The sequence below is a fragment of the Amycolatopsis regifaucium genome (assembly GCF_001613935.1).
In the GTDB taxonomy this organism is placed as follows: domain Bacteria; phylum Actinomycetota; class Actinomycetes; order Mycobacteriales; family Pseudonocardiaceae; genus Amycolatopsis; species Amycolatopsis regifaucium.
This window is the reverse complement of the sequence record NZ_LQCI01000004.1, coordinates 110,177-128,747: the sequence shown is the minus strand read 5'-3', so window position 1 is coordinate 128,747 and position 18,571 is coordinate 110,177. Positions and strand designations below refer to the sequence as shown.

General features: G+C 68.8%; 15 protein-coding genes. 10 read left to right on the top strand and 5 right to left on the bottom strand.

The annotated features are described in order from the left end of the window. Window positions 1-24: 24 nt before the first annotated feature. Entirely contained in the window at window positions 25-636 is a 612-nt protein-coding gene (locus tag AVL48_RS07940; RefSeq protein WP_244162353.1) for a hypothetical protein, read from the bottom strand. Between the two features lie 365 nt (window positions 637-1,001). Between AVL48_RS07940 and AVL48_RS07935 the strand changes: the two genes are divergently transcribed. The 8 genes from AVL48_RS07935 to AVL48_RS07900 all read left to right on the top strand — a co-directional run bounded on the left by AVL48_RS07935 (window position 1,002) and on the right by AVL48_RS07900 (window position 10,066). Continuing rightward, on the top strand, window positions 1,002-1,454 hold the full coding sequence (locus AVL48_RS07935) for a hypothetical protein (RefSeq protein ID WP_061981269.1): 453 nt from the start codon (window positions 1,002-1,004) through the stop codon (window positions 1,452-1,454). Between the two features lie 23 nt (window positions 1,455-1,477). Next, window positions 1,478-3,577, top strand: coding sequence for a (Fe-S)-binding protein (locus AVL48_RS07930; RefSeq protein WP_061981268.1), 2,100 nt, complete (start codon window positions 1,478-1,480; stop codon window positions 3,575-3,577). Between the two features lie 48 nt (window positions 3,578-3,625). Continuing rightward, the gene (locus AVL48_RS07925; RefSeq protein ID WP_061981267.1) at window positions 3,626-4,540 is read left to right on the top strand and encodes a metal ABC transporter substrate-binding protein; all 915 of its coding nucleotides are present in this window, start codon (window positions 3,626-3,628) and stop codon (window positions 4,538-4,540) included. Beyond that, the gene (locus AVL48_RS07920; RefSeq protein WP_061981266.1) at window positions 4,537-5,280 is read left to right on the top strand and encodes a metal ABC transporter ATP-binding protein; all 744 of its coding nucleotides are present in this window, start codon (window positions 4,537-4,539) and stop codon (window positions 5,278-5,280) included. Before AVL48_RS07925 ends, AVL48_RS07920 begins: the two co-directional genes overlap by 4 nt. Next, window positions 5,277-6,146, top strand: coding sequence for a metal ABC transporter permease (locus AVL48_RS07915; protein WP_061981265.1), 870 nt, complete (start codon window positions 5,277-5,279; stop codon window positions 6,144-6,146). The genes AVL48_RS07920 and AVL48_RS07915 overlap by 4 nt, the downstream gene beginning before the upstream one ends. A gap of 72 nt (window positions 6,147-6,218) precedes the next feature. After that, on the top strand, window positions 6,219-7,034 hold the full coding sequence (locus tag AVL48_RS07910) for an ABC transporter ATP-binding protein (protein ID WP_061981264.1): 816 nt from the start codon (window positions 6,219-6,221) through the stop codon (window positions 7,032-7,034). 18 nt (window positions 7,035-7,052) lie between these two features. Beyond that, window positions 7,053-8,027 (top strand): ABC transporter substrate-binding protein, encoded by a 975-nt coding sequence (locus AVL48_RS07905; RefSeq protein WP_061981263.1) that lies wholly within the window; start codon window positions 7,053-7,055, stop codon window positions 8,025-8,027. Next, the gene (locus AVL48_RS07900) at window positions 8,027-10,066 is read left to right on the top strand and encodes an iron ABC transporter permease (RefSeq protein ID WP_061981262.1); all 2,040 of its coding nucleotides are present in this window, start codon (window positions 8,027-8,029) and stop codon (window positions 10,064-10,066) included. Before AVL48_RS07905 ends, AVL48_RS07900 begins: the two co-directional genes overlap by 1 nt. A 67-nt stretch (window positions 10,067-10,133) precedes the next feature. Here AVL48_RS07900 and htpG read toward each other — a convergent pair whose 3' ends face one another. Genes htpG through AVL48_RS07880 form a run of 4 tightly spaced genes read right to left on the bottom strand, consistent with a single transcriptional unit; the run spans window position 10,134 to window position 15,546 of the window. Beyond that, window positions 10,134-12,008 (bottom strand): molecular chaperone HtpG, encoded by a 1,875-nt coding sequence (gene htpG, locus AVL48_RS07895; RefSeq protein ID WP_061981261.1) that lies wholly within the window; start codon window positions 12,006-12,008, stop codon window positions 10,134-10,136. 29 nt (window positions 12,009-12,037) lie between these two features. Beyond that, window positions 12,038-13,624: an alkaline phosphatase D family protein gene (locus AVL48_RS07890; RefSeq protein WP_061981260.1), complete on the bottom strand. Its 1,587-nt coding sequence runs from the start codon at window positions 13,622-13,624 to the stop codon at window positions 12,038-12,040. Between the two features lie 50 nt (window positions 13,625-13,674). Continuing rightward, a complete protein-coding gene (locus tag AVL48_RS07885) occupies window positions 13,675-14,295 on the bottom strand; it encodes a hypothetical protein (protein WP_061981259.1) in 621 nt (206 codons plus the stop codon). A gap of 9 nt (window positions 14,296-14,304) precedes the next feature. Further along, window positions 14,305-15,546 carry a YncE family protein gene (locus tag AVL48_RS07880; protein ID WP_061981258.1) on the bottom strand — a complete coding sequence of 414 codons (1,242 nt, stop codon included), beginning with the start codon at window positions 15,544-15,546 and terminating at the stop codon, window positions 14,305-14,307. 145 nt (window positions 15,547-15,691) lie between these two features. On the opposite strand from AVL48_RS07880, the gene AVL48_RS07875 reads away from it, so the two are divergent. Together AVL48_RS07875 and AVL48_RS07870 are read left to right on the top strand one after the other, a co-directional pair. Then, a complete protein-coding gene (locus AVL48_RS07875) occupies window positions 15,692-16,837 on the top strand; it encodes a PucR family transcriptional regulator (protein ID WP_061981257.1) in 1,146 nt (381 codons plus the stop codon). A 62-nt stretch (window positions 16,838-16,899) separates the two neighbouring features. Then, window positions 16,900-18,561 (top strand): alkaline phosphatase family protein, encoded by a 1,662-nt coding sequence (locus tag AVL48_RS07870; RefSeq protein ID WP_061981256.1) that lies wholly within the window; start codon window positions 16,900-16,902, stop codon window positions 18,559-18,561. Window positions 18,562-18,571: the final 10 nt, after the last annotated feature.

Sequence of the window (18,571 nt, the reverse complement as noted above, 5' to 3'; positions counted from 1 at the left end):
CACCCATACTGTTCCTTTTCTGCTTCAGATGTCCAAGGACTCGACCCAGAAGAACTCGCCTTCGGAGTCGTAGTCATAGAGAACTACGCGGCTCCCCGCCGTCAGGTTGCCTTCACCCGCTTGACGAACGTCCACAATGGCCGTGGACCCGTCGGCGGCGGCCACTTCGGCCTGCCCGAAGTCGTGGGTCACCGACGAGGTGCGGATGACCGCGGCGCGGCCGACGAAGTCCATCCTGCTCGGTTCCCTGGCGGGACCGAACACCCGGCGCAGCGGCACGACGATCACCCTCGTCCCGAGTGTGCCGAGGACGAGCGCGACGGCGACCACGACGGCGCCGAAGCCGATCCTCGAAGGTGTCGAAAGCTCCAAGTCATCGAGAAGAACCGTCCCTGCCAGGCTGGCGAACCAGGTGAATGCGATCAGCAAAGAGAGCGAAAGGGACAGTGGGACGCCACCGAAACCGGCAAGGAGCCCCTCGCCTTCGGGGACGTCGAATCCGTCCGCGTCGACGGCACCGAGCAGTGCCAGCAGCCAATAGCCGATCACCACGATCAGCAGGAAGCTGAAAAGCACGGCCGGGAACCCCAGAGCCGCGGTGACGAACCCGCCCATCGCCGTCGTTCCCTCCCCCATTACCCCGCGTCAGGACTATAACCAGGGCGTGATGCCGGGAGGAGGGTTTTCGGCTACGAGTGGGTCACGGTGCGCGCAACCGTGCGGCACGGCCTTGCGTACGCCGTCCTCGGAAGTCCCGGCAACGCATTTAGTCCTCTGGATGCGCGCCCTCGCCAGCGGCGTTTAGTCCTCTGAAGGCGGCCCGTCCGCGTTTAGAGGACTAAACGCGAGGGGCGCGACGCGGAGGGGGCGGCCGGACGCGCGGCGTTACGCCGACCGGCTGCTCCGACGCCATCCGGTTGGACCTGTCGCACCACCGGGAACGCCCCCTACTCTCCAGTATTGAGAGTGACACAGGACACACCACGGTCTTGGGAGGCTCCATGGGGTGGCACGTTCGCGAGGTGATCGACGGGGATCAGCGCGAACGGCGGATCCGCCATGTCACCCGCTGCCTGAGCTGCACCCTCACCTGCGTCCACTGTGGACTTCCCGCCGGATTCTCCCTTCCCCCAGGGCATCCGGGGCTCGGCGTCGTCGAGCATCTCGCCGGCGCCGCCACCCCCGGCCTGCCGGACCTCGCCCTCCTGCACCGGTTCTGCCGGGACAATCCCACGACGGAGACCGGTATCGCGCTCAGGCGCGCCTACCTCGGGCTGGCGACCGAACTCTTCGAAACGGGGCGGCGGATCCGCTGCCACCAACGGCGAAGTCACCAAAGACTCGGCGTGCGCCCGCCACGGCCGGGACGGCTCGAGGTCTACCGGAAACGGTGGCGAGTAGCCAAAATGCGGTACGCCTGCAAGGCGTGCCGGTACTACACCGGCTCTCACTGAGCCGATTCTCCCCCGGAGGACTCGTGCTCGTTCGTCTCATCCTCGGTCTGCTCATCACCGTCGCCGGCCTCGCTTTCGCCGCCCGCCGCGCCGCCTGGCTGTACCGGCTCATCCGGTCCGGCCAGCCGGACGAGAAACGCTCGGACGTCATGGCCGTCCGCGCGAAAACGCAGCTGGCCGAGGTCTTCGGTCAGCGCAAACTGCTGAAATGGTCCGTCCCCGGGCTCGCGCATCTGTTCACGTTCTGGGGCTTCGTGATCCTCGGCTCGGTCTACGTCGAGGCGTACGGCGCCTTGTTCGACCACGACTTCCACATCCCGCTCATCGGGCACTGGGCGGTACTGGGTTTCCTGCAGGATTTCATCGCGGTCGCGGTGCTCGTCTCGCTCGCGGTCTTCGCGGTCATCCGGATCCGCCAGGCACCCGGACGGAAAGAGCGCGCGTCGCGGTTCTTCGGCTCGCACACCGGCGGCGCCTGGCTGATCCTGTTCATGATCTTCAACGTGATCTGGACGATGTTCCTCTTCCGCGGCGCGTCGGCGGCGGTCGGCGTCTTCCCGTACGAGTCGGGCGCGTGGGTCTCCCTGGGCGTCGGCGAGCTCCTGGAGCCGCTGGGGTCTTCGGTCACCGAACCGCTGGAGACCGTCGGGCTGCTGCTGCACATCGGCGTGATGCTGGCGTTCCTGTCGATCGTGCTCTACTCCAAGCACCTGCACATCTTCCTGGCGCCGGTCAACGTCACCGCCAAACGGCTCCCGGACGCGCTCGGCCCGCTCCTGCCGATGGAGTCGGCAGGCAAGCCGATCGACTTCGAAGATCCCGGCGAGGACGACACCTTCGGCCGCGGCAAGATCGAGGACTTCACCTGGAAGGGCATGCTCGACTTCGCCACCTGCACCGAATGCGGCCGCTGCCAGTCGCAGTGCCCGGCGTGGAACACCGGGAAACCGTTGTCCCCCAAGCTGGTGATCATGGACCTTCGGGACCACCTCTTCGAAAAGGCGCCCTACCTCCTCGACGGCAAGGAGCCGCCTGAGGAGCGTCCGCTCGTCGGCACCAAGGAGGACTTCGGCGTCATCGATCCGGACGTCCTCTGGTCCTGCACCACCTGCGGCGCCTGCGTCGAGCAGTGCCCGGTGGACATCGAGCACGTCGACCACATCGTCGACATGCGCCGCTACCAGGTGATGATCGAATCCGCGTTCCCCAGCGAACTCGGGGTGCTGTTCAAGAACCTGGAGACCAAGGGAAACCCTTGGGGGCAGAACAATTCCGATCGCCTCGCGTGGACGAAGGGCCTCGATTTCGAGGTGCCGGTCTTCGACGGCGAACTCGCCGAGAACGTCGAGTACGTCTATTGGGTCGGTTGCGCGGGCGCCTTCGACGACAACGCGCGCAAGACCGTCCGCGCGACCGCGGAGCTGTTGCAGCTGGCCGGGGTCGAGTACACGGTCCTCGGCACCGACGAATCCTGCACCGGCGACCCGGCGCGGCGCTCGGGCAACGAGTTCCTCTTCCAGATGCTCGCGCAGCAGACCGTCGAAACCCTGAACGCGGTGTTCGAAGGCCGCGAGCCGGGTACGCGCAAGATCGTCACCACCTGTCCGCACTGCCTGAACACGCTGGGCCGCGAGTATCCGCAGCTGGACGGGCACTACGAGGTCCTGCATCACACGCAGCTGCTGAACCGGCTCGTGCGCGCGGGCAAACTGACCCCGGTCAAACCGGTCGACGCCGGACCCGTGACCTATCACGACCCTTGCTACCTGGGCCGCCACAACAAGGTCTACGAACCGCCGCGCGAACTCGTCGGCGCGACCGGGGCCACGCTGAGCGAGATGCCCCGGCACGGTGACCGGTCGCTGTGCTGCGGCGCCGGTGGCGCGCGGATGTGGATGGAGGAACAGATCGGCAAGCGCATCAACCTCGAACGCGTCGACGAGGCGCTCGGCACGGACGCCGAGACCATCGTCACCGGCTGCCCGTTCTGCCGCGTGATGCTGAACGACGGCCTCGTCCAGCGGCAGAGTGAGCAGCGCGGCGAGAACGTCACCGTGCGCGACGTCTCCCAGCTGCTACTGGAAACCGTGCGGGAGCGGGGCCAGACCAGGACGGAGATTTAAGGCACACGTCAGTTGGAAGTTCGGCGCGCCGAACTCTAGACTCTCGCCATGGCGAATCTGCGCAAGGCCGTCTGTGCGCTGGCGGCGTCCACGCTCGTCCTCACCGCGTGCGGCGGCCCCAGCGCGGGCGACAGCGACCACCGGCCGGTGGTGCTGACCACGTTCACGGTCCTCGCCGACATCGCCTCGAACGTCGCGGGTGACAAGCTCCGGGTCGAGTCGATCACCAAGCCCGGCGCGGAGATCCACGGCTACGAGCCCACCCCGGACGACATCAAGAAGGCCGCGAAGGCCGACCTGATCCTCGACAACGGGCTGAACCTGGAGGCCTGGTTCGCCCGGTTCGTCAAGGAGAGCGACGCGCCGCACAAGGTGGTCAGCGAGGGTGTCCAGCCCATCGCCATCGGCGAAGACGCCTATCAGGGAAAGCCGAACCCGCACGCGTGGATGTCTCCGACGAATGTGGGTATCTACGTGGACAACATGGTGAAGGCGTTCAGCGAACTCTCCTCCGGTGACGCCGCCGTGTTCACGGCCAACGGCGATGCCTACAAGGCGAAACTGAAGGGGGTCCGGGACGAGATGACGGGTGCGCTGAGCGGCCTGCCGGAGAACGAACGCGCACTGGTCTCCTGCGAAGGTGCTTTCTCCTACCTGGCGCGCGACGCCGGGCTCACCGAGCGGTACATCTGGGCGGTCAACGCCGAACAGCAGGCGACGCCGCAGCAGATCACCCGCGCCATCGAATTCGTCAAGCAGAACAAGGTACCCGCGGTGTTCTGCGAATCGACCGTCTCCGACGCCCCGATGCGCCAGGTCGTCTCCGCGACCGGTGCCGCGTTCGGCGGTGTCCTCTACGTCGACTCCCTGTCCGGCCCCGAAGGCCCGGTGCCGACGTACCTCGATCTCATCCGCCACGACTCGAAGACGATCGTGGCCGGTCTCACCGGAGCGAAGCCGTGACCGCCGCGATCCGCGTCGAAGGCGTCACCGTCCACTATGGCGACGTCCTCGCGCTCGACGGCGTCGACGCCACCCTGGAGCATGGTCACGTCTGCGGTCTGGTCGGGATGAACGGCTCCGGCAAGTCGACGCTGTTCAAGGCGATCATGGGCATGGTCCGGCCGGACACCGGCACCGTCTCGATCGACGGCGGCCCGCCCGCCCGCGCCCGCAAGACCGGCGTGATCGGCTATGTGCCGCAGAGCGAGGACGTCGACTGGTCGTTCCCCCTGTCGGTGCGCGACGTCGTGATGACCGGCCGCTACGGGCGTCTCGGGTTCACCCGGCGGCCGCGCCGCGCCGACCACGAAGCCGTCGATCAGGCGCTGGACCGGGTCGAACTGACCGACCTCGCCGGGCGCCAGATCGGCCAGTTGTCCGGCGGCCAGCGCAAACGCGCGTTCGTCGCCCGCGGCATCGCCCAGGGGGCGCGGGTCCTGCTCCTCGACGAGCCGTTCGCCGGCGTGGACAAACGGTCCGAGGCCACGATCACCCGCCTGCTGAAGGAACTCGCGGCCGACGGCGCCGCCGTCCTGATCTCCACGCACGACCTGCACGCGCTGCCCGGTCTGGCCGACGAGGCGATCCTGCTCATGCGCAAGGTGCTCGCGCACGGCTCCCCCGGCGAGGTGCTCCGGCCCGAAAACCTCGCGCTGGCCTTCGGACTCGATGTCCTGCAACGGGAAGAAGAACCCGCGTGAACCTCTACGATCTGCTCCTCGAGCCGCTGAACTACGGCTTCATGGTGCGGGCGCTGGCCTCCACGGTCGTCGCGTCCGTGGTCTGCGCGGTGCTCTCCTGCTGGCTCGTGCTGATCGGCTGGTCGCTGATGGGCGACGCGGTCTCGCACGCGGTGCTGCCCGGCGTCGTGCTCGCCTACATCCTCGGCGCGCCCTTCGCGCTGGGCGCCGTCGTCTTCGGCTTCCTCGCCGTGGCATTGATCGGCGTCGTCCGCGACACCAGCCGGGTCAAGGAGGACGCCGCGATCGGCATCGTGTTCACCACGCTGTTCGCGCTCGGCCTCGTGCTGATCTCGGTGACGCCGAGCCAGACCGACCTGAACCACATCATCTTCGGCAACCTGCTCGGCGTCGACGTCTGGGATCTGCTTCAGATCGGCGTCCTCGGCGCGATCACCCTCATCCTGCTGGTGCTCAAACGCCGTGATTTCACCTTGTACGCCTTCGATCCCACGCACGCGCACGCCATCGGTTTCAACCCCCGCCTGCTCGGCGCCGCGCTGCTCGGGCTGCTCGCGCTGACCTCGGTGGTGGCGCTGCAGGTGGTGGGCGTGATCCTGGTGGTGGCGATGCTGATCATCCCCGGCGCGACGGCGTATCTGCTGACCGACCGCTTCGGCCGCATGCTCGTGATCGCGCCGTCGTTCTCGGTGCTCGCGGCGGTGACCGGGCTGTACCTGAGCTACCACCTCGACACCGCGTCCGGCGGGATGATCGTGCTGGTGCAGGGCGCGGGGTTCACGCTGGTGTACCTGTTCGGGCCGCGGCACGGGATCGTGGGGAAGCGGCTGGCCAAGCGGAGGCGGGAGCCGGCGCGGGCGGCGTGACCGGGCACTCACCCCGCGCGCTGTGTCTCTCGCGACATCCGCCTCTCCACATCCTTAGGTTAGGCTCCCCTCATGGCCACAGAAGACGCGCTGCTCACCGGCCATGACCTGGTGCTCGCGCACCATGAGCGGGCCGTGGTGGACGGCGTGTCCCTGTCGCTGCGCGCGGGTACGGTGACCGCGCTGGTCGGGCCGAACGGTTCCGGCAAGTCGACGCTGTTGCGTTCGCTGGCGCGGCTGCACAAGCCCCGCGAAGGCGACGTCCGGCTCGGCGAGCGTTCCGTGTGGGGTCCGAACGCGTTGTCCGGCAAGGAGTTCGCACGTCAGGTCACGTTGCTGACCCAGCACCGGCCCACGCCGAGCGGGGTCTCCGTCCGCGACGTCGTCTCCTATGGCCGCTACCCGTACCGCTCGGGTTGGCGGGGGGTCGACGCCGACGGCGCCGCCGCGATCCGCCGCGCGATGGAACTGACCGGCGTGACACCGATGGCCGAACGCGGCGTCGACGAACTGTCCGGCGGCGAACTCCAGCGCGTCTGGCTCGCGTCCTGCCTCGCGCAGCAGACCGCCGTGCTGCTGCTCGACGAGCCCACCAACCATCTCGACCTGCGCTACCAGGTCGAGATCCTCGATGTCGTCCGCGATCTCGCCGGTGAAGGCGTCGCGGTCGGCGTGGTGCTGCACGACCTCGACCACGCGGCGATCATCGCCGACGAGGTCGTGCTGCTGAGTGAGGGAACCATCGTGGCCACGGGTGACATCGGGCAGGTGCTCACCACCGAGCATCTTTCCCGGGCCTACGGAGTCACCGTCCACGTCGCGAACGACCCGGTCACGGGCGCGATCCACTGCAGGCCACTCGGGCGTTATTCGCCCCGGCCCGCCTGAGAAAACCCAGGAAGAACCATGCGAGTGCTGACCCCTGCCCTCCTCACGGCGGCGGCGTTGCTGTTGTCCGCCTGCGGCACCACCGAGACCCCCGCGTCCACGCCGGACGCGCCCGCCGCCGCGAGCGGTCCGGTCACGGTGACCGACGCGCGCGGCAAGGCCGTCACCCTCAAGGCGCCGGCGAAACGCGTCGTCGCGCTGGAGTGGGGCGAGGCCGAGATGGTCGCCTCGCTGGGGGTCATGCCGGTCGGCGCCGCGGACGTCGCGGGCTACCACGTGTGGGACAAGGCCGTTCCGCTGTCGGCCGAGGTCAAGGACGTCGGCAAGCGCAACGAACCGAGCGTGGACGCGATCGTCGGGCTGAACCCCGAGGTCGTCATCATGGCCGAGGAACGCGACTCGACGCTGGTGCCGCAGATCGAGAAGTACGTGCCGGTCGTGGTCACCAAATCCAGCGACGCGAGCCGGAACTTCGACCGGCTGCGCGAGGACTTCAAGCTGATCGCCAAAACGGTCGGCAAGGAGGCCGAAGCGGACAAGCAACTGTCCGAAATGGACGCCAAACTCGCCGAAGGCAAGAAGGCCGTCGAGGCCAAGGGCGCCGCCGGCACGCCGTTCCTGATGGCCGACGGCTACCTCGAAGGCAGCACCGTCAGCATCCGCCCGTTCGGCAAGGGTTCGCTGGTCTCCGACACCGCCGAGGCCGTCGGCTTGAAGAACGTGTGGACCGGACAGGTCGACCCGCAGTGGGGACTCGGCCAAACCGACGTCGAAGGCCTGACCGCGATCACCGACCCGAAGACCGTGCTGTTCTACAGCGCGTCCGAAGAGGACGTCTTCACCACCGGACTCGCGCAGAACGCCGTCTACCGGCGACTGCCGTTCGTGGTGTCGAAGAAGATCCACAAGCTGGAGGCGGGGACGTGGACCTTCGGCGGGCCGAAGTCGATCATCTTCACCGCCGACCAGATCGTGAAGGCCATCACCGCCTGATGATCGAGGACCTGCGGTCGCCGCAAACCGTGCGGACCGCCGTGGTGTCGGCGGGGTTGATGGTGCTCATCGCCGTCCTCGCCGGCATCCACCTGACTCAGGGCACCTCGACGTCCGGTCCGCTGGACGTGCTGAAGGCGCTCTTCGGCCAGGGCGACGCGCAGACCCTCGCGGTACTGGAGGGTTCGCGCGTGCCCCGGCTCCTCGCCGCGTTGCTGCTCGGGGTCGCCCTCGGCGTCGCGGGCGCGGGAATGCAGTCCGTGGCGCGGAATCCGCTCGCCTCCCCCGACACGCTCGCGGTGAACGCGGGCGCGCATTTCGCCGTCGTGGCCATTTCCGCGTTCGGGCTTTCGCTGCCGCTCGTGCCGGTGGGCGGGGCGGCGTTCGCGGGCGGGCTCGCCGCGGCCGCGGTCGTGCTGGGACTGGCGGGCGGCGGTTCGGCGAGTCCGCGGCTGGTGCTCGTCGGTTCGGCGGTGATGCTGGCGCTCCAGTCGGTGACCATCCTGCTGCTGCTCATGTTCGAGCAGGAGACGTCCGGGCTCTTCGCCTGGGGCAGCGGTTCACTGACGGTCTCGGATCTGCGGGCGACCGGGCAGATGACGCCGATCGTGGTGATCGCCGTCGTGGCGCTCGTCGTGCTGGGCCGCAAACTCGACATCCTCGCCCTCGGCGACGACAACGCGACCGTGCTCGGCCTGCGGGTACGGCGGACGAGGGTCGGCGCGGTCCTGCTGACCGTCGCGTTGACCGCGGCGGCGGTGACCGTCGCCGGGCCGGTCGGGTTCGTCGGGCTGAGCGCGCCGGTGATCACCCGGCTGCTGTTGCCGCTCGCCAAGCACCGCGTGCTGCTGCCGGTGTCCGGCCTGGTCGGGGTGGTGACGGTGCTCGGCGCCGACGTCGTCCTGCGGGCGATCATGGGCTCGGCCGCCGCGGTGCGGGTACCGACCGGGGTGGTGACGACGCTCGTCGGCGCCGCCGTGATGGTGTGGCTGGCGCGACGCGGCCGGGCCAGTGGCTCGCGCCGCCCGTCCCCGGCGGGGCGGGTCGGCGTCGCCGGATCGAAGCGACGGCTCGTGACCACCACCGCCGCGCTGGTGGTGCTGCTGGCCGCCGTGCCCGTTGTGGGCCTGATGCTGGGCGACCGGGTGGTGCTGCTCGGTGACCTCGCGAACTGGGTCACCGGGAACACCGGCACGGCGCTGACCTTCGTGCTGGACCAACGGCTTCCGCGGGTGCTCGCCGCGCTGCTCGCGGGTGCCGCGCTGGCGGTGTCCGGCTGCGGGATCCAGTCGGTCAGCCGCAACCCGCTCGCCGAACCAGGCCTGCTCGGCATCACCGCCGGTGCCGGGCTGGGCGCGATCACGCTGATCACCATCGTCCCGGCGGTCGGCGCGTGGGCGATCGCCGGTGCCGCCGGCGCGGGGGCGGCCGTGGTGTTCCTGCTGGTCTACGGGCTGGCGTGGCGCTCGGGGCTGGACTCGGACCGGCTGGTGATCATCGGCATCGCGGTCTGGTCGGCCGGGATGGCGCTGATCACCCTGCTGATCGTCGTCTCCGATCCGTGGAACTCGGCCAAGGCGCTGACCTGGCTTTCGGGGTCGACCTACGGCCGGACGCTGGAGCAGGTCGCGCCCGTGGCGCTGTCACTGCTCGCGCTGACCCCGCTGGTGTGGTTCAAGCACCGCGAACTCGACCTGCACGCCCTCGACGAGGACACGCCGCGGGTGCTCGGGATGCGCGTCGAACGGTCGCGGCTGGTGGTACTGGCGGCGTCCGGGATCCTCGCGGCCACCGCGGTGTCCGCGATCGGCGTGGTCGCCTTCGTCGGGCTGGTCGCGCCGCATCTGGCGCGATCGCTGGTCGGCGGACGGCACGGCCGGGTGATCCCGGTGGCGGCGGCGATCGGCGCGCTGCTGGTCAGCATCGCGGACACGCTCGGGCGGACGGTCATCGCCCCCGCCCAGATCCCCGCCGGCCTGGTCATCGCGCTGGTCGGGACGCCGTACTTCGTCCTGGTGCTCTGGCGGACCCGGCCGTAGAAGTACGTGAAGGCCCCCATCATGTACCTAGGCGCAATGATGGGGGCCTTCACGTACTTGGAGGAACTTAGAGGGTTTTCTGGAGGTGGGTGGCGAGGAGTTTGGTGAAGCGTGAGGGGTCGGCGAGTTCGCCGCCTTCGGCCAGCAGAGCCATGCCGTAGAGCAGTTCGGCGGTCTCGGCGAGGCCCTCGTTCTCGCCCTGCTTCGCGAAGGCGTCCCGCAGCCCGGAGACCAGCGGGTGGCCCGGGTTGAGTTCCAGGATCCGCTTGATCTGCGGCATTTCCTGGCCCATCGCGCGGTACATCTTCTCCAGCGTCGGGGTGACGTCGTTCGTGTCACCGACGATGCAGGCGGGCGACGTCGTCAGCCGCGACGACAGCCGGACCTCCTTGACCTGCTCCGCGAGCGCCGTCGTCAGCCAGGTCAGGAGCCCGGAGAACTCCTCCTTCTGCTCGTCGGTGGTGTCGGAGTCGAGTTCGACCTCGCCCTTCGCGACCGACTGGAACTGCTTCTCCTCGAAGCCCGGCACCGCGTCGACCCACATCTCGTCGATCGGGTCGGTGAGCACGAGGACCTCGTAACCCTTGGCCTTGAAGGCTTCCAGATGCGGGGAGTTCTCGATGCTCTGCCGCGATTCGCCGGTCAGGTAGTAGATGTGCTCCTGGCCGTCCTTCATCCGCTCGACGTACTCGCGCAGCGTGGTCAGCTTCTCCGGGTCGTTCGTCGACGCGAAGGAGCAGATGTCGAGGATCGCGGTGCGGTTCTCGAAGTCGTCCAGCAGGCCTTCCTTGACCGCGCGGCCGAACTCCTTCCAGAAGGTCTCGTACTTGTCGGTGTTCTCGCCGGTCATCAGGCCCTTGACCGTCGAGAGGACCTTCTTGACCAGCCGACGGCGGATCAGCTGGATCTGCCGGTCCTGCTGCAGGATCTCGCGCGAGACGTTGAGCGAGAGGTCCTGCGCGTCGACGACGCCCTTCACGAAGCGCAGGTACTCCGGCATCAGCGCTTCGCAGTCGTCCATGATGAAGACGCGCTTCACGTACAGCTGGACGCCGCGTTTGCGCTCCCGCATGAACAGGTCGAGCGGTGCGTGCCCCGGCAGGAACAGCAGCGCCTGGTACTCGAAGGTGCCTTCGGCCTGGAGCCGGATCGTCTCCAGCGGGTCGTTCCAGTCGTGCGCGACGTGCTTGTAGAACTCGTTGTACTCGTCTTCGCTGACGTCGCTGGAGGGGCGGGCCCACAGCGCCTTCATCGAGTTGACCGTGACGACGTTGTCAGCACTGTCGCCTTCGGTCATCCGGATGGGCCAGGTGATGAAGTCCGAGTACTTCTTGACGATCTGCTTGATCTTGGTGGCCGAGGTGTAGTCGAAGAGCTGGTCTTCGGTGTCTTCGGGCTTGAGGTGCAGGATGACCGACGTGCCCTGCGGCAGGTCCGGGACCGTCTCGATGGTGTACGTGCCTTCGCCCTCGGACTCCCAGCGGACGCCTTCGTCCGATCCGGCGCGGCGGGTCAGCAGGGTGACCTTGTCGGCCACCATGAAGCTGGCGTAGAAACCGATACCGAATTGGCCGATCAGATCCTGCGATGCCGCGGAATCCTTGGTCTCTTTCAGCTTCTTCAGGAATTCGGCGGTGCCGGATTTCGCGATCGTGCCGATCAGCGCAACGACGTCGTCCCGGCTCATCCCGATTCCGTTGTCCCGCACGGTCAGGGTGCGGTTTTCGGGGTCGGTGTCGATCTCGATGTGGAGATCGTCGGTGTCCGCCTGGAGGTCCTTGTCACGGAACGCTTCGAGGCGGAGCTTGTCCAGTGCGTCGGAGGCGTTGGACACCAGTTCCCGCAGGAAGGTGTCCTTGTTCGAGTAGATCGAGTGGATCATCAGCTGCAGGAGCTGACGTGCCTCCGACTGGAACTCGAGTGTTTCGGCAGAGGTTGTCACGCGGCGATATTACCGAGCGCGGGAGCGCGTCAAGCCAGCCTCTGCCTGGCCACCTCGGTCAGCCCGTCGCCGGTGGCTTGTTCGATCTTCGTGACAGCGGAACGGCCGGTCGTCTCGACCGTGGCGATCACGTTGCCGAAATGCGGGCCGGCCACCTTCGACCAGGTCACTGGCTCGGGTGCGACGCCGCCTCGGCGGGCCCATCGGCGCGCGAGCGAGGCCACCGGGGCCGACCAGGTCGCGGCGAACGCCAGGCGGAGCGGCCGCGGCATCGCGTTGTGCACCGGCGAGCAGGTGAGCTGGTACACCGTCGACGTCACCGGTTCGGCGTACCGCGCCTCGGCGATGTAGGCGTGATGGACGTCACCGGAGAGCACCGCGATGGTGGCGGGCGGCTTCTCCCCGCGTCCCTCGCGCGCGATCATCGCGGCGAGCCGGTCGAACGACCCGCGGAACGCCGCCCAGTGTTCGAGGTCGCCGGCCTGCCGGATCTTCTCCGCGAGCCGTCCCCGCCACCCGGGACGGTTGCAAGCCCGCTCGTTCAGGGACTGCAGGTGGGAGATGACCGGCGGCAGCAGCCACGGCAGCGAGGACCCGATGAGCAGGTGATCGCAGGCGTCGGCGGCGTTCTCCTCGATCCAGTCGAACTCGTCGTCGTCGACCATCGCCCGATGGCCGGGCTCCAGGATCCGGCCCGCCCGGCTGTCGATGACCAGCAGCCGCACGTTGCCGAAGTCGCGCCGATAACTCCATCGCGCGCCTTTGGTGCCGTCGCGTTCGTTGTCGGCTTCGTCGGCGTAGGCGACGAGCAGGTCGGCGTTGTCCCGGCCGGAGGTGAGGGCCTTCTGGTAGGTCGGGTCTTCGGCGAGTTCGGCGGGGCCGAAGTTCCCGAGGTGCTGGTAGACCCAGTACGACATGATCGCCCCGCGCAGGCGCTCCTGCCACCACGGCTGCGCGCGCATCTGCCGCCGCCACGTGTGCGAGGTGTTCCAGTCGTCGCGGACGTCGTGGTCATCGAAGATCATCGACGTCGGCACGGTGGAGAGCAGCCAGCGGATCGTCGGCTCACCCCAGGCTTCGAGGTAGAGGTGGGTGTACTCCTCGAAGTCCGTCACCTCGGTTCCGGGCGGCTTCGAGGTGTCGCGACGCCGCTTCAGCCATTCCTGCGTCTCGTCGGTGGTTTCGTCGGCGTAGACCTGGTCGCCCAGCATCAGCAACGCCTGCGGCCACTCGGCCTCGTCGCCTTCCGCCATCCGGCGGGCGTACGCGGCCAGCGCGTCCGGGCCGAAGGTGTCGCCGTCGTGCGGCTTGCGGCAGGAGCCGAACACCAGCCGCACCCGGGACTCGTTCGCGGGCAGTGTCCGGATGCGACTGGGCGGGAACTCGGAATCCGGCAGCGGCCACACCTTCTCGCCGTCCACGCGCACTTCGTACTCGGTACCGGTGCCGGGTTCGAGGCCGGTCAGCACGAGCAGGGCGTAGTGGTGGCCCCGGATTTCGAACGTCCTCGCCGTGACGCCGAGGATCTCGACCTCACTCGCGGTATCGGTCTCGACCCATACGGTCGCCGACGTCTCGTCGACGTGGCGCAGCAACGGCCCCAGAAGCAGACTCATTCCTGAAACGGTGCCACAGCGGAGCCAAGATCGTGCGCTGAGCGGATACCTCAGCCGAGCCGCGCGAAGATCTCCCGGATCCCGGCCAGCGCCTTCTCCCGTTCCGCGTCGTCGTCTTCGTACCAGCCGTCGGCGGCCCGATCCTCGACGATCGCCTCAGGGGTGAATTCCTCGCCGAACCGGTAGGCACCGAGGCAGTAGGCGAACCCCGACTCGCTCAGCGGGTCCAGTCCTTCCCGGCGGCAGTGCTCCAGGAAGCCTTCGGCCTGTCGCCACTGCTTTCCGTCGAACCAGAACACGCCACCGGCGTAGTGGATCGCCGCCCCTGTCTCCGCGTCGACGAGGTTCAGGGACTCGTAGTTCTCGGGCCGGTCGCGCACCAGCGCGACGAGGTGCTCGGGAACGCCGGCGTAGAGCGCCTCCTGCACCGAGTAGTCCTCTTCGGCGTACAGGTTCAGATCCGACTCGTGGTCGAAGGTCAGCAGCAGCGCCCGCTTGTCCGGCGTGAAGTACCAGACGGCCGACTGCCCGCCGCTGTCGTTCCAGGCGAACCGCTCCGCGCCGTCCACCGTGATCGGCGTGCTGTCGGTGATCGCGTCGATCACCGCGGCACGACGCCGCACCTCGTCGAGGGAGGTCGCACCGAGGGCCGCCCAGATCTCTTCGCTCACCGGCGCAGGCTACCGGGCCGCGGGCCCCGTCCAGCCGTCGGGCACGTGGCCGATCCGGATGCGCTGCGGGTGGTCGCCGACCGGGACGGACTTCACCTTCGCGCCGGTCGCGAAGTCGATCGCGGTCACCTGGTCCGTCCCGCTTTCCGAGATGACGCAATGCTTTCCGTCGCCGTTCACCGTCGCCCAGTACGGCTTCGCGGCCGTCACGAGCCGCGCCTCCTGCAGGCTCGCGCGGTCCACAATGGTCGCGTAGTCGTCCATCGTCCCGGCGACGCACAGCTTGTCGCCCGCGGGGCTCATCGACAGCCCGTGGTGACGCGAATCGTTGACCCAGGTCGTCCGGTCTTCGCTGGTGTCCGGGTTCTTCGGCAGTGTCTTCGACCGCGTGATGCGGTCGGTGGCGACGTCGTACTCCAGTAGTCCGTTGAAGAACGAGACCTGGAAGTACAGCTTCGACTCGTCGGGCGTGAACGCCATCGGGCGGATCGCGTCGGACAGATCGGTGCGGCCGAAGGCGTCCAGTCGCTGGCGCATGTCGATGACCTTGACCTGCTGGAAGGTCTTCGTGTCGGCGACGGTGAGCTTCCGGTCGCCCTTGGTGAAGTCCTGCCACGGCGCGTCGAGGGCGGTGTTCACCTCGCCGATCGAGCTGTTCCAGAGGTACCGGCCGCCGTCGGTGTAGGTGTTCTCGTGCGGTTTGTCGCCGGTCTTGAACGAGCCCAACTGCTGCCCGGTCTCGATGTTCAGCACGTGGACGGTGTTCGACGTCGAAGCGGATACCGCGATGCCGCGCCCGTCCGGCGAGACGGCCATGTGGTCGGACCGGAACCCCGACACCGGAAAGCGCCAGTTGACGCGGCCGGTGGTGAGGTCGATCGAGACGACGTCGGCGAAACTCGGGCGGGACGCGACGACCGACCGGCCGTCCGGCGTCGTGTAGAGGTCGTCGACGAGCTGGTCGTGGCCCTCGCCGACGCCGTTGCGGATACCGAGGAAGAACGCGAGCTTGATCGGGTTCAGGTAGATCTCGGCGAGCCGCTCGTCCTTGTCCGGCACCATGTCGACGCGCGCGATCTTCGCGTAATCGCCGGAGGGCCGGATGACGTCCGCCGTCCCCTCCCAGTTGTTGCCCACGAACAGGACCTGCCGCAGGGCGGCGCTCGCCGCCGTGGTCACTGGCACCGAGCCCAGCGCCGCGACGGCGAGGCAGGTCACGAGGACGGTGTTGAGCAACCGGCGTTTCCGCATCACGCGCACCCTTCGGCGAAGTCCTGTTACCTTTCGGTAGCTCTCAGGAAACCAACCGATCGGACACCCTCGGTAGGGGCCGGTCGCCAAGGACCGCGTCGTTCGTTGTGCACAGCTCACAACCACCCGTGGGAAGGCGGTGGCGATGGTGCACCGGTTGCTCCACGAGGTGCTGCGGGCGATGGCGGCGGACGCCGAGGTCGTCGAAGAGGTCGTTCTCGCCGCCCGCACGGAGTCGCCGGAAGTGGCGGGCCTGCCGGTGCACGAGAACCGGCGGCACGTCGCGATCGTGCTCGCCGCCGGGCTCGCGTCGTTCGAACGGCCGGGCGGGACCAGCGAGCAGGACTACGCCGCGGCCGCCGTCCTCGGCGCCGACCGCGCCGCGCAGGGGGTGCCGCTGGCCGCGCTGCTGCGCGGGGTACAGGCCGGCCGCGGCCGCGCGGTCGAGATCGCCGTCGAACGCGGCAAGGCCGCCGGGATCCCGGACGACGTCATGCTGGCGGCGCTGGTCGACTTCGACCGGAACACCCGCGCGCTCGAACGGCAGGTGATCGCCGGCTACCACGAAGCAGAACTCGAACTCTCCCGCACGGTCCACGACAGCCGGGTCCGGTTGCTGCGGCGGTTGCTGGGCGAGGACACGGCGGTCCCGTCGGCCGAGGAGGTCGCGCACGCCGGGCTGAACCCGGACGGCCGCTACCACTGCCTGCATTCCGACATCGGCGATCCGTACCAGGCACGGGTCGTCGAACGACGGCTCGGCGGGACGGGCGGGATCTTCGGACTGGTGGAAGGGCGGCTGACCGGGCTGGCGCCGCGGCTGCCCACGCCCTCGGTGCTCGGGGACGACGTCCTCATGGTGGTCTCCCCCGCCGTCCCGCTCACCGAGGTCCGCGGCATGCACGCCCTGTGCGCGATGGCCCTGCCGACGGCCGCGCGGGAGCGGGCCCGCGGCCTGCACGAGGTGGCCGAGCTGGCCGTGGAGACCGCGCTCGACGCCCAGCCCGGACTCGCCGCGCTGCTCGGCGAGACCCTCCTGGGCGCGCTGACGCCGGGCGACGCCTTCCACGAACAGCTCGTCTCGACCGCTCTGGCCTACCTCGACCACGGGCGGCGGCTCGACCAGACCGCCGCGGCACTGCACGTCCACGCGAACACCGTCAGGTACCGGCTCTCCAGGCTCGGCGAGATCACCGGAGCGTCGCTCGACCTGCCGGAAGACGACGGCGGATCGCAGGTGCGGCACACCGTCGGCTGGTGGTGGGCGCTGCGCACCTGGCGATCGGGCTGAACCACCGAGGCCGTCGGTCCGTGTAACCCGGTGAAGGCAGCCCACCCCGGAAGGAACCCGCCTTGTCGGTTTTCCCGCGCCCCGCTCTGACCGGCCTGCCAGGGGACCGGACCGCGGCCCGCGAAATCGCGTCCAGCGCGGTGACGACGCTGGCGGGCGTCCTCGTGCTGTTCGCCCTGCTCGTGCCGAACGACCTCGACCGGCTGACGCCGGAGGCGTTCGTGCGGCTGCCGGTGGAAGCACTGCTCGGGGTGGCGGTCGTGCTCATGCTGCGCGACGGCGCGCGGCGGATCGTCGCGGTGTCCGCCGGCGCCGTCCTCGGGTTGCTGACCGTCGTCAAGGCCATCGACATCGGTTTCGGGCTCGCCTTGAACCGGCGCTTCAACCCGGTGTTCGACTGGGGCGTCGTCGGCAACGGCGTCGACCTGCTCGGCTCGTCGATCGGCCGGGCGGGCGCGATCGCGTCGGTCGTCGGACTGGTGCTGCTCGCCGTGGTCGTCATCGGGCTGATGGCGCTGTCGACGCTGCGGCTGAGCGGGATCGTGGCCGGCCGCCGCACCGCGTCGACCAGGGTGGTCGCGGTGCTGAGCGTGATTTGGATGGTCTGCGCGGTGTTCGGTGTGCAGCTCGCGCCGGGGCAGCCGCTCGCCTCACGCAGTGCCGCCGCCTACGCCTACGACGACCTCCGGCAGGTACGGGCCGGTATCCGGGACCGGGAGGCCTTCGCTTCGGAAGTCGCCATCGACGCCTTCCGTGACACGCCGCCGTCCGGACTGCTGAACGCGTTGCGCGGCAAGGACGTCCTATTCACCTTCGTCGAGAGCTACGGGCGGGTGGCCGTCCAGGACTCCGACATCGCGCCCAAGGTCGACGCGGTGCTCGACGCCGGGACCGCGCGGCTGAAGAACGCCGGGTACGGCTCACGCAGCGCGTTCCTGACGTCGCCGACGACGAGCGCGGGCAGCTGGCTCGCGCATTCGACGTTCCAGTCCGGCGTCTGGGTCGACAGCCAGCACCGGTACGACGACTTCGTGAAGACCGACCGGTTCACCCTCGCCCGCGCGTTCGAACGCGCGGGCTGGGAGACCGTCGGCGTCGTCCCGGCGCACACCGAGGACTGGCCCGAGGGGAAGATCTATGGCTACGACCGCTACTACGACTCCCGTGGAATCGGTTACCACGGCCCGCCGTTCTCCTACGCCACGATGCCGGACCAGTTCACGCTTTCGGCTTTCCAGCGCGCCGAACGCGCGAAGCGGGACCGGCCGCCGCTGATGGCGGAAATCGACCTGGTCACCAGTCACTGGCCGTGGACGCCGCTCCCCCGGATGGTCGATTGGAACGCCGTCGGCGACGGGTTGGTCTACCACCCGATGCCGGGGCAGGGGAAGACGCCCGAAGAGGTCTTCACCGACCCCGCCAAGGTGCGCGGCGCGTACGGCGACTCGATCGCTTATTCGTTGAACTCGCTGATCTCGTACGTGGAGAACTACGGGGATGACGACCTGGTGCTCGTGTTCCTCGGCGACCATCAGCCGAACCCGATCGTCGCCGGGGCGGGCGCCGACCGCGACGTCCCGATCACCGTCGTCACGCGGGACAAGGCCGTGCTGGACAAGATCGCCGGGTGGAACTGGCAGGACGGGCTGAACCCGGACCGGAACGCGCCGAGCTGGCCGATGGACGCGTTCCGGGACCGGTTCCTGAGCACCTTCGCCCACTGAACCTCGCATT